General features: G+C 35.4%; 7 protein-coding genes and 1 pseudogene. 4 read left to right on the forward strand and 4 right to left on the reverse strand.

The genetic code is table 11. The features are described from left to right. The first annotated feature begins 166 nt into the window (after positions 1-166). The 3 genes from ACKI3D_RS04450 to ACKI3D_RS04460 all read left to right on the forward strand — a co-directional run bounded on the left by ACKI3D_RS04450 (position 167) and on the right by ACKI3D_RS04460 (position 3,384). Positions 167-1,453, forward strand: coding sequence for a Mur ligase family protein (locus ACKI3D_RS04450; RefSeq protein WP_407392545.1), 1,287 nt, complete (start codon positions 167-169; stop codon positions 1,451-1,453). A gap of 62 nt (positions 1,454-1,515) precedes the next feature. Then, positions 1,516-2,706: a hypothetical protein gene (locus tag ACKI3D_RS04455; RefSeq protein ID WP_407392546.1), complete on the forward strand. Its 1,191-nt coding sequence runs from the start codon at positions 1,516-1,518 to the stop codon at positions 2,704-2,706. A gap of 24 nt (positions 2,707-2,730) precedes the next feature. Then, positions 2,731-3,384, forward strand: a complete 654-nt coding sequence (locus ACKI3D_RS04460) for an NTP transferase domain-containing protein (RefSeq protein WP_407392547.1) — start codon at positions 2,731-2,733, stop codon at positions 3,382-3,384. On the opposite strand, the gene ACKI3D_RS04465 is transcribed toward ACKI3D_RS04460, so the two are convergent. From ACKI3D_RS04465 to ACKI3D_RS04475, 3 genes are read right to left on the reverse strand one after another with little or no spacing between them, the layout of a single operon-like run. After that, complete coding sequence (locus ACKI3D_RS04465) at positions 3,376-4,050, reverse strand: DUF169 domain-containing protein (RefSeq protein ID WP_407392548.1); 675 nt, start codon at positions 4,048-4,050, stop codon at positions 3,376-3,378. The two genes, ACKI3D_RS04460 and ACKI3D_RS04465, sit on opposite strands and share 9 nt — an antisense overlap. Positions 4,051-4,074: 24 nt before the next feature. Next, complete coding sequence (locus tag ACKI3D_RS04470; protein WP_407392549.1) at positions 4,075-5,310, reverse strand: PD-(D/E)XK nuclease family protein; 1,236 nt, start codon at positions 5,308-5,310, stop codon at positions 4,075-4,077. Positions 5,311-5,320: 10 nt separating this feature from the next. Continuing rightward, a complete protein-coding gene (locus ACKI3D_RS04475) occupies positions 5,321-7,759 on the reverse strand; it encodes a UvrD-helicase domain-containing protein (RefSeq protein WP_407392550.1) in 2,439 nt (812 codons plus the stop codon). A gap of 231 nt (positions 7,760-7,990) precedes the next feature. On the opposite strand from ACKI3D_RS04475, the pseudogene ACKI3D_RS04480 reads away from it, so the two are divergent. After that, a pseudogene (locus ACKI3D_RS04480) lies at positions 7,991-10,286 on the forward strand (DEAD/DEAH box helicase); the annotation flags it as partial. A 565-nt stretch (positions 10,287-10,851) separates the two neighbouring features. Here ACKI3D_RS04480 and ACKI3D_RS04485 read toward each other — a convergent pair. Beyond that, positions 10,852-12,000: an aldo/keto reductase gene (locus ACKI3D_RS04485; RefSeq protein ID WP_407392551.1), complete on the reverse strand. Its 1,149-nt coding sequence runs from the start codon at positions 11,998-12,000 to the stop codon at positions 10,852-10,854. Positions 12,001-12,181 lie beyond the last annotated feature (181 nt).

Raw genomic sequence — 12,181 nt, forward strand, 5'->3', positions numbered from 1 at the left:
ATTAGGTTATAAATTTTATCATCTCTTTCATCTTCAAACATTAAATCACCTTGCTTTAATTATAATCATTATGCTATTAAAATTATTTGTTTTTTCAAAATATTTATTAATTATTTTAAAGTAATAATTATTTGTATAATTATTTATTATTTAGGAATTATTTTTTATGAAAGCGGCAGTTATTGGATTAGGAGTAGAAGGAAAAAAGGCTGTAAATTCCCTTTTGAAGCATGGTTGGGAAGTTTATGCAACTGATTTGAATATTAATGTGGATTTAGCTGGTTTGAATTTACCTTTATTGTCAATGGATGTGATTGATGAAAATCAAACCATCTCTTTTGTAGGGGAAAAGATTATTGTTGATTTGGGTTTTACCAATTCATATGCAATTGATGAATGTGATGCGATAGCCATTAGTCCCAGCATGTTTGGCGGAGCTTTTGCAACAAGATTATTGGAAGACGGAGAATTATTAAGTGATGTTGTAACAAAACATAAGGATATTTTCACAATTGGGATTACCGGAACCAACGGCAAAACTACAACTGTTCACATGATTAAGGAAATATTGGAGAATGCGGGCAAAAAGGTTCTTGTCGGCGGAAATGGTGGAGGAGGATTTTCAGGTTATTATGATTTGATTCTCGAAGCCAATGAGTTTGATTGTGACATATTGCTTGTGGAAGTCTGTGACATGACTCTTGATTTTGCTAAATACTGCTTTGACTTTGACATGATTGGATTAACAAATATAGGCAATGACCATATGGACGTTCACAAGACAATAGCCAATTATAAGAATTCCCTTGTTAGATTTTTTGAAGGCAAAACAATTTTCACTGCATTCAACCAGGATTTCAATGCCGACTTTAAAGAGGCCGCAAGCAAAAGCATTCCCTATTTTGAATATCAGGATGAAATCCATTTGGTCGGTAAATTTAATCTACTTAATGCTGGCCTTGCAACTGCAATTACACGGGAGTTGAAGGTGCCTAAGGATGTTGTCAGATCAACGCTTTCAAATTTTAAGGCAGTTGAAGGTCGTTTGGATGTTTATAAAATTAATAATGCTGATGTTTATGTTGGAAAAACAGACAATTCAGATGCTTTGGCATCAGTTTTGGCCGAAAAAGACTTTTATGCATTATTCATTGGAACCCCTAGACATAATGAGATACACAGGCTTGATATTTTGGATGTTGCTGCCAAATACAATCCCGAAGTAATTGTCTTGTTCCCTGGCTTGGATGACACTCTAGATTTGGCTATCTATAGATTGAATTCCTTGGGTTATATGGGCAATATCATTACCGTAAGTACTTTAGACGAAATTATTGAACTGGTTGCCGAGTATTCCCATGAAGAAGCTATTTTCATTGGTGGCAATGGTCAGGATAGAATAATTGAGATTCAAGAAAGAATAAAACTAATTTCTGAGAAACTGCGCAATTAGTAATAATGTATTTATAATAGGGAATCAATATTTATTATTGTATTATTTTTTGGGTGTATTAAATGAGTAGAAGTTGGAGAAAAATAAGTATTACAATAATAATTGCATTAATAGTTTTAAGTGTTTTATTTGTAGTCTTAAGTTCAGCAAGTAGTGCTCCATACACAGCTCAATCCATAGCAGAGGATTATAACCTTCCTATGGGCCAGTCAATGTTTGAAAACCAATCAATTTTGAATACAGGTAACCCAATTGAAGTCCCACTTATTTCAAATATTGGTTTTTTATCACATCAGTTATTGGCTTTTGATTTACAGGGACTGTTAGTGTCTTTAACTACAGGTGTCGTGCCATTTGACTTTTCATGTGTATCTGGTGAAGGTATTGATTCTTATGGAACTGTTGTTGATGTTGAGGGTCCTGGATTTTTGACAAGTGAAGGGGATAAGTTAGTTGTTAAAGCGCCGGATAACTATGTGTGGGGTTATAGTGCTCCATATAAATGGTTAGTTAAAACTGAAACTGGTGTTGATGTCGTTGAAAATGGAACTGTGATTCAATCCGTTCCTGTTGACCAAATTAAAAATCTAGATTTCCATAATGATTATTATGATAATTCAACCATTGTCAGTTGGTATAATTATGATGCTTCTGTAGGTTCTATTTTCACATTAGAAAAAGGAATGGTTGGCTTTTCAGATGGAAGGAACAATATTTCTTCAGCTGATGTGCCGGTTATCTTCGGTCAAGATGTTGTAGATTATGCTGCTGAATATCCTACCGGTTCTCCAATACTATTATACTCAGGAAATTACACTACCGAAGAGGGTGAAGTTTATGGTACTTCATTAGGTTCTCACCCAGAATACGGCGATTCAATTAGGGAAGTTAATGCAAGACAATTCGTTGAAGCTTGGAACGGAACTGTTATCCCGCCCAATTCAACTTCCAGTGGTAAAGATTATGTTTACTTTGAATCAGCTAATGATGCATCCGCTCCAGGTGGAAGTGCAGCGCATGGTGTGTGTCCGTCTGCTAGGGCTTTAAGAGCAGCTGTTACATCTGAAGGATTTGATTTGCCTACTGGTATGACCTGGGATGAAAATGCAGTTCTATTCGGTTTTAACCCTGCTCAGGATATTACCGTAACCAATAATCATGATTACCCTGTTCAGATTAGAATGTGGACAGAGGGTTCAGGTACTGGTATGGGCGTTTATGCACAAGTAATAAGATATATTCCAACAGAGTGAATATATCATTTTTTTCTATTTTTTATGACAATATCAACCATTATTACTGCAGCCGGAAAGAATTCCAGAATGAGAAAGGATCAACTTTCTCGAAATATTGATTTGAAAAATAAATTAATTTTACCTTTTAAAAATAAGACAGTTATAGAGACAACTATTGATAATGCATTATCTGCAAATACAGATGAATGTATTGTGGTACTTGGCCATTATGCTAGTGAAATAAAAGAAGCTATCTTTGATAATTATAAAGACTCTGTCAAATTTGTAATTAATAACCCTGTTGATGTAGGTTTATCAGTATCACTTTACAATGGTCTGTCAAAAACAGATTCTGATTTTGCATTATGCATCACTGCAGACCAGCCTACAGTATCAACTGAAACATTTAACAAACTGATAAAGGTAAGTCAAAATTCAGATGACCCTTACAGGACTATATCAATTTTAAGAAGAAGGAAAACAGGTCTGTTGGATACTGCTGAAGGATTGGGAATGCCTTTTGTTGCACCACGTGAAAATTTGATGAAATATTTGGAAAATGAGAATGATAATCTTAATCCGATTTTAAGAAAAATTTTTGCCGATGGATTTACGTTTTATGGAATAAAAGAAAAAAATAAAAAAGAGCTTTTAAACATTAATCATTATGATGATTATTTAGCTCTTTTAGATTGATTCTAAACCGGAAATAATTTCTTCGATTTTAGCTTTGCTGATACCAATAATCATTTCATTTTCTTTAATATCAGCATAACCTCTAGAACCATCACAACCTAATGTAAAGTTAACTCCGTCTGCAAGGTATGGGTTGGCAAATGCGTCTCCACATAATGATTGGATACCTGCAAATGATGGGTTAATCTTTTCGCCGGTTTTATAGACTATACTTTGAGCAAGTTTCATTCCGCCAACAGGTTCGGAAATTATTTGAATTATGTCCGCTTCAAAGTCAGCTTCATCTAAAGGTGCATAGATGATTCCCCAACTGATATCCTTGATGATGGAAAGTTTGTCAGTTAGTTTTTTAGCGGTTTCCAAGTCTTGGAATCTTCCTAAAGAGAAGTATTTTTCACCGTTAGCTAATTTTTCAGGCATATCTCTAAGTCCAATAGCTCCTGCTCCGCCTAAACATGATTGTTCGTTGATGGTGGAGTAGAATTTATTGCCTAAAGAAGCTTTCCTGACCATTTCACAATGTCTTATTTTTTCATCGATCAAATCATAACCTTCAGGCAAGTCCCCTTCGGTTTTGATTAGTTTCATTGCTACTGGCTTAGCATCAAGTTTAATTTTACTCTCGATCATTTCACAGTATTTTTTGTTTGTTTCTAAATTAGTCATACAATCGCCTATTATTATATTGTATTATGGAATTTTAAAGTCTTTTGTTTTAACACTGTTATTTTTGCAGAATGTTTTAAAATCGCATGCACTGCATGTTCTTTCGTCTGAATCTGCTTTCCATGCATCCTGAATTTTACATCCTTTTATTTCCTTGATTAATGAATTTTCAATATCGGCCACGACGCTGTCAAATTTCTTGAGTGCTTCCTCTTTTTCATCTTCATTGACATTAATGATTCTGATTGACCTGGCTATTTTAAACTCATCACTTAATTCGGGAGCCTTATCCTCTTCCTGCCAGTTTTCAATCAGTTCAACGTCCCTTTGCCATTCGTAACCAACATCCGTTAAACCGTCGTTCAATTCATCTTTAATCAGAACCAAATCCTCTTTTGATGGAACAAGTTCGTTTAGATAAAATATTATGCCTGCAATAATCGGTTTTGCATCCTCTTGTTTGGATCTGAGCCAGGAATATGTCAAGATCTGCTGTTTATGGGTTTCCCATTTGTCTTCAGCCTTTGAATCATTCATCTTAATTGGAGGTCTTTTCATTCCTTTGTAATCGATGATGATTTCATAGTCATCACCTTCTTCATATTCCGCAATTCTTTTTCGAAAATCGGAATCTTTCTTTAGGAATGCAATAATCTTGTTGTTGAAATTATCCAGATTGCTCTGTTCCAAACTTTTATTTATTTTCATTGAAGTCAAAACGTCCACAACACCATTAATGCCGTAATAATTAGATCTGCTAATGTTCTCATCGTAATTAGGCATTGTTCTAACTCCCTTTATTAAAAGTTCAGATGAATCAATCAATGGGAATAGATGTTCTCCCCAGATATTTATCGCCTTTTCAGCTCTTGCGCTTGCCAGTTTCTTGTGGTCATGTTCATTCAAGTCGTCAATTGTTAATTCTTCATCCGGCTGATTCAAAATACTGAAAAATAAATCTTCATCGTGGGGATAAAGGCCTCTAACCTGTAATCTTAAGTCAATTAAGTCCTCAATAGGTCTGATATCTTCCTTCCAATCCCATGGAAATTGGGTTTGGTTATATTTCCATTGCAAATAGGCTTCTTCCAATACTCCATGAATAAACTCTCCAAACCACCTTTGAACAGGTTTGGAAGGAGGAAGCGTTCCTTTATTTTGATATCTGTATTGTAAATTGCATGTTAAAAAGGACAATAAGTCTCCAGTTAAGCTGTATTCAGGTATCATATAGGATTTTGATCTTGATGGCAACTTCATATTAACACCTCTAAATTAAATAAATCTCATTAAATCCAACATATTTTTCGTCTCTACTCCATCCAAGGGCAACATTTGGAATGTCAAAGTGGTCATTTTTCTTATTGTATCCCTCAATTGCTGAATTCAGGCCAATTAACAATAAAACGCTTTCAGCTCTTGAAAATGCAACAAAATAAAGTCTGGTTAAATCATCAAAAGACCTGTCCTTTTCACTTCTTTCGCTCTGTCCAAGGGAACTGTGCTGTCTGATGCTGTCTTCAATAGTCATCTTCTCTTTAAGGGATTTTGGAAATCTTAATCTTTGTGTTCGGATATCGTTTGTTTTAAATCTTGAGCCGACATCAACAACAACCAGCGGAAACTCCAATCCTTTGGACTGATGAATGGACAGGACATTAATTCTGTCATCAGGTAAAGTTTCAAGCAGTGATTCGTCAATGCTCACTCCTCCTGTTGAAAGAGGAATGAAAATATTCCAGATAGCTTCCAAAACTGAGGCCCTTTCCTGATGAGGATTTCTGAATGAAATGTTTGAATGATAATCATTGAAAAAGCCAGTTTGCGTAATTGATTTTGTAATCGCCTCGAGATATACAATTCCTTCAACATCATCCTGCAAATCTTCAATCCAGGTTGTTAATTTGTAGGCAAGCTCCATTAAACTGGCACTTTTCGGCCATTCATCATAGCCGTTTGGTCTTCTAATCTGCCAATGTGTTACAAACTGCGAAAGGTTTATCGGTTCATGAGGTTCCGGATTTAATTTAATGAATTCCTTTGCCTTTAATCTCCAACGAAGCATATTTCTTTTAGCTAAATTCGGAATGGTCTTATCTGAATTTTGAAAGCTTGCTTCAGGGTCAATGCATTCAAGAATCAAACCGCAGAATACTCCAACAATATCAATATCCTGCAAATCTATTCCTCTTGGATTGAACATCTCAATAGGTTGTCTAAGCCTTTTGAGATTTTTTCTTAAGAAATGCAGGAATGAACGATTTCCATATTGCAGTTCCTTTGGGGAATATGAAAGGATAGCAATATCTGATGCGGAACCATATTCGCTATCCAATTTAAGAGTAATTTTTTCGATTTCACGTCCAGCTTTGATATTTTCACTTTTAATCTGCTGCAATCTTGCAATATCGATTGCACCATTCACTTTTTCATAATATTCCTTATTGAGTACCTGCAGAACTTTTAATTCACATTCTCCCTTGTTCACTAAATCGTTAATTAAGTTTGTCAAATCTCTTGCAAGCATTTCCGGATTGTTTCTGAACATGCCTAAGATAGGCATCTTATCTTTTTCAAAGTCAGGAGCTGTAATTTTTGGTTTATTGTCAACTCTTGCATTCTGGTATTCGCTGTCAAGCTCTGCAAATTGATTGCAATGTTGGATGATATTTTCAGTTGAACGGTAATTTGTTGTTAGGTTAATTTCTTCAACATCAATATCCAATCTCTCTTTTGCACGTTTTTGGTAATTTGTGAATAAATCTACTGTTGCACCTCTAAAACGATAAAGGGACTGGTCATCATCTCCAACAACTGTTATATTTCCATTATTTTCCAGTGCAGATTGGGCAATTGTGAAATAGATGTCTTCCTGAATCAGGTTTGTATCCTGATATTCATCGATAAGAACTATCTTTATTTCATCTAAAAATGAGTTTAAATCCCCATTTTTTAGTTTGTTTAAAAATTTAAACTCAAGCATTGCAAAGTCGATTGTGTTTCTATTGTTTAATGTTTTTTCATATTCGCGAATGCAATCGAGTACAATCTGCTGTCCACTTCCTTTTTGGGTTTTAGAGTATAGCTCATCAAAGTCAACTTGGTCATAATATATCCTATCTTTAATTTCAATGAGAATTTCACTTATTTTTGATGGTCCTTCCAGTTTCTGCCTTCCGCTTAACTCCTTTAGGTATTCTGTAAGTTCTTTATTGAGATATTTTTCATCTTCAACGAGGATTTTAATCATAGCTGAGTTTGCAACAAAATCCTCAACAACGATGGACTGGTTTTCACCGGGCTTTTTATAGTCTCTAAGCAATTCCTCAGCAATACTGTCGGTTGTTCCAATTATAATCTGGTTAAAATCTATTTTATCGACTTTCAAAAGGGTATCAAAATCATCCAGATTGTCTAGCAGATGATTTTTTATCTCATCACCCCAGCCCAATATCCTGGAATAAAGTTCATTAGCCGCTTTTTTAGTGAATGTTGTAGCTAATATTTCACTGGGGTCAATATCGTCAACGAAAATGTATTTTAGGATTTTAAGCACCATTACTGTTGTTTTACCTGATCCTGGTCCCGCTACAATGAAAAGGGATTTGTCGGATGGAGACAATATTGCCTTTTTCTGATTGATGTTTGAAGAAATATCTCTCTTAAGAATGTTAACTACAATATCTTCAAAATCTTCAAATGTAATCATTTTTTCCCTCTTAATCTAATATAATTTAATTTATAGTATTTTTTATTTATAAAATGATTGAGAGAGCATTTGTAAACTATGAAAAGAAATTTATTTTTAGTATAAAGAATAAATGATAATCATGGAGGGAATATCCTTCCATAATATGCATAATAAGTTAGGAACAATCTTGTTTCTAACTTACTGTTTTTAACCAAAAATTCATTTAAAAACTTAGTTTCAGCGGGTATTATGTCAAAAGTCAATAAAATTGATATGTTTAAAAACGATGTGAGATATAGGGAGAATATCGCCCATATTGAAACAATGCCCGCCAGGGAAGCCAGCTTTAAAAAGGTCAACGATTTGAATGAAAGAATTGTTGATTATCTTGATTCTAAGGATGTAAAGCTATATGAGCATCAGGCAGACACCTATGAAGCGATAAAGAATGGGGAAAATGTAATTATAACAACTCCTACCGCTTCAGGCAAAACTTTAGCATTCAATTTGCCTATCATGGAGACAATGATTGAGGACAGTGATGCAACCGCTCTTTACATTTATCCTGCAAAGGCATTGTCCAATGACCAGCTGCATGTTCTGGAAAATCTTGAAAATGAATTGGATATCAAAATAGATCCCCGTACCTATGATGGGGACACTCCAAGAGGAGAAAAGAAAGGTATTCGTGAAAATTCAAGGATAGTTCTAACAAACCCCTATCAGCTTCATCTAATTTTGTCATGGCACCATCAGTGGTCAAGATTCTATAAGAATTTAAGGTATATTGTCATTGATGAATCACATTACTATAAGGGAGTATTCGGATCAAATGTTGCTTTTCTAATAAAAAGATTGAAAAGGATAGCCAATTTCTATGGTTCTTATCCTCAGTTTATCCTGTCTTCGGCCACACTTGCAAATCCTTTGGAACTTGCAAACAGATTGACAGGTGAAGATTTCAAATTGGTTGACAATGACACATCCCCAAGCGGAGAGAAGGACTTTATTTTATACAATCCTTTTAAGAACTATGTAAGGGGCCGAAATTTTGGCCAGAATGCGCCTTCTGTCCATATGGCAACTGAAAACATATTCATGTACATGATGCTCAAGCAGATTCAGACGTTATGCTTCACTGTTTCAAGAAAAACCACTGAGTTAATTGCGATGTGGGCCAAAAAGGACATGACACAGGCAAAGGGAAAATTGGCTCATAGAATTGCAGCCTACAGGGCAGGCTATCAGGCTCAGGAGAGACGTGAAATTGAAGAGGGCCTTAAGAACGGGAAATATCTGGGAGTTACTTGTACTAATGCACTTGAACTGGGCATTAACATAGGTTCCCTTGATGCGGTTATCATTTCAGGATATCCTGGAACCATGATCTCCACTTGGCAGCAGGCTGGAAGAGCTGGCAGAAGCAATCAGAAGTCATTGGCCATTTTAATCGCTTTTGAAAATCAGCTTGACCAGTACTTCATGAACAATCCTAAGTTCTTCTTCGACAAGCCTCATGAAAATGCAATCATTGACTTGACAAATCCTATATTGCAGGAGGCTCACTTGTTGTGCGCCGCCAAGGAATTGCCTTTAAAACGTGGCGAAGCCGAAAAGTATTTCGGCATTTCACAGGATGTAGTTGATGAGCTTGTTTCCAAAAAGGACTTGTATGAAAATCACAAGGGAGACTTTATATATCCATATGACGATAACCCTGCAATGGACCATTCTTTAGACCAGATTTCTTCAGAGGAATTTAAGGTAATGAATAATGGCATGCTTTTGGAGACAATGGAACGTTCACAGGTTTACAGGGAAGCTCATGAAGGAGCTATACTAATTAACAAGGGAGACACTTATGTTGTCAATAGTGTCAACTTGTCTCGGGGATATGTCAATGTGTCAAAACAGGTCGTTGATTACCATACAATGGTTCTGAATAAAACTGAAACCTCAATCAAAAAGAAACTTTCAAAAACAAAATACGGTGATTTGACAATCAACTTCGGCGAGCTGACCGTTAGTGAAGACTACTTCAAATATAAGAAGATGCATTTTTCAAAGCCTATCGGAACTTATCCGCTTGATTTGCCTCCTTTAAAGTTCAATACCAAAGGTTTATGGTTTACAATACCTAGCACTGTAAAAGATACTTTGGAGGACATGTTTCCAAATGAGGAGGAAGTATTTGCCGGAGGGCTTCATGGTGCTGAACACGCATTGATTGGCCTTTTCCCGCTCCATACGATGTGTGACAGGTTTGATATTGGTGGTCTGTCAACAAATTATCATGAAGACACTCAGGAAGCAACCATATTTATTTATGATGGTTATGAAGGCGGCATCGGAATCACTGAAAAGGCGGTAGATGTTTTCGTTGATTTGTTGGATTCTACAATAGATTTATTGAAGAATTGCCAATGCAAAAGCGGCTGCCCATCATGCATTTACTCACCGAAATGTGGAAATGATAACAAACCACTTCACAAGGGTGCTACCATCTATATTTTGGAATATCTGAAAAAACTAATCTCCGGTGATGAAGAGGGCGAAATTGAAGAGATTATAGATGTTGAAAAGGAAGTGAAAGTTCTCGACGAGTTTGATGAGGCTTTGGAATTATATGAAAAGGGAGACTATTCCGCTTCCAAGGATATTTTAAACAATATTATCTCAACTGATAAGAGGCATGTGGATGCATTGGCTTTAATGGCAAAAATTCTGTTTGAACAGGATCAAAAGGATATTGCATTGCTATTTACTAAAAAAGCCTTAAAAGTTGACAAGTCAAATGAGATGGCAAATGAACTTGAAATGGCATTGACAAACAAATCTAAAAATGAATCTATGAACTTAAACTCTTTGGATGATGTTGAAACATTGTATGAGGAAGCTTATGATTTATACATGCAGGATGATTTGGAAACCTCTGCTGAAGTCCTGGAAAGATTACTCGGTTATGATGATAAGCATTCGGAAGCCTTAGCCCTAATGGGATTGATTTATTATAACTCAGGAATATTTCCAAAAGCGGTTGAATACTATAGAAAGGCTTCAAAAATAAATAAGAATGGTGAAATGGTTAGGGAATTGAAGGTTAGAATCTCTTAAGGATGTCCTGCATAAGGGCTGAATCCCTTTGTAAAGTGTTCACAAACTTTCTCCAGCACTTCAGGTATGTCTATTTTTTGAGTACAGTGGTCAAGGCAGGTTCCGCAATATGTGCATTCATCGGCAGGAACTTTTTCGTCGCCTAATTTATCGAAATACAATCTGTAAATGTTTGATTGTGGTTGATTTTTGCTGGTGTTATACAGGTTAAAGTATTCTGGAATCGGAATCATTTCAGGACATGCATCGGTGCAGTATCCGCATTCGCTGCAAGGAACCGCCACACTTTCAGAAAGCTTCAAGGCCATTTTTTCTAGAAAATCACTTTCTTCTGCACTCAATACTTCAAAGTTTTCATAGGTATTGCAGTTATCGATTAAATCTTCCATTTTGCTCATGCCACTTAGAACAATTTTCACATGTTCAAGTGAAGCGCAGAATCTTATTGCAAAACTGGCTATTGATTTATCCGGATTAAATTCTTTAAAATCATTTTTGATTTCATCATTAGGATTAACGATAACTCCACCTTTCAATGGTTCCATTACATAAACATCGAGTCCATGTTCCACACATAAATCATAGCATTTATGAGCTTCAATAGAGGGATCTTCCCAGTCGAGGTAGTTCAGTTCCAGCTGGACTATGTCTAAAATATCTCCATATTTATCAAGGACTTTCTTCAATAATTCGGAATTATCATGAAAACTGATGCCAATTTGTTTAGCTATGCCTTTTTCTTTTATTTTTTTAATGTATTCAAAGGAATTGGAATTCTCTGCAAGTTTAAACCATGGAACATTGATGTTATGTATGAACAATACATCAAAATAGTCTATTCCTAATCTTTCAAGCATTTCATTAACGAATTTTTCATTATCGCTTTCCTGTGTTAATGCCCATGTAGGTATTTTATCGCAGATTAGGTAAGATTCACGAGGGTATCTCTCCACGACTGCTTTTCTGATAGCTGATTCACTCTTTCCGCCGTGATAAGCATAAGAGGTGTCAAAGTAATTAAAGCCTTTTTCCATGTATATGTCAACCATTTCGTTGAACAGGTCTTGGTCGATTGATGTAGGGTTGGTTGCATCGGTTAGGGGCAGTCTCATGCATCCAAAACCGAATTTTGATTTGTAAGTCATGTGCTATCTCCAAAGTTTCATTATAATAGTTATGATTTGAAAAATATTTAAATGTTGTTTTTTACAACATTACTAATCTATATTGTCAAAATCATTTTTTCAAGTTCATTTTCTTTTAGGGGGTTTAGTAAATTCTTCATTTCGTTATAAATTTATTTTCACATCGAATTATTACAAATGA

Origin of the sequence: Methanobrevibacter sp. (assembly GCF_045586545.1) — an archaeon.
Lineage (GTDB): Archaea > Methanobacteriota > Methanobacteria > Methanobacteriales > Methanobacteriaceae > Methanocatella.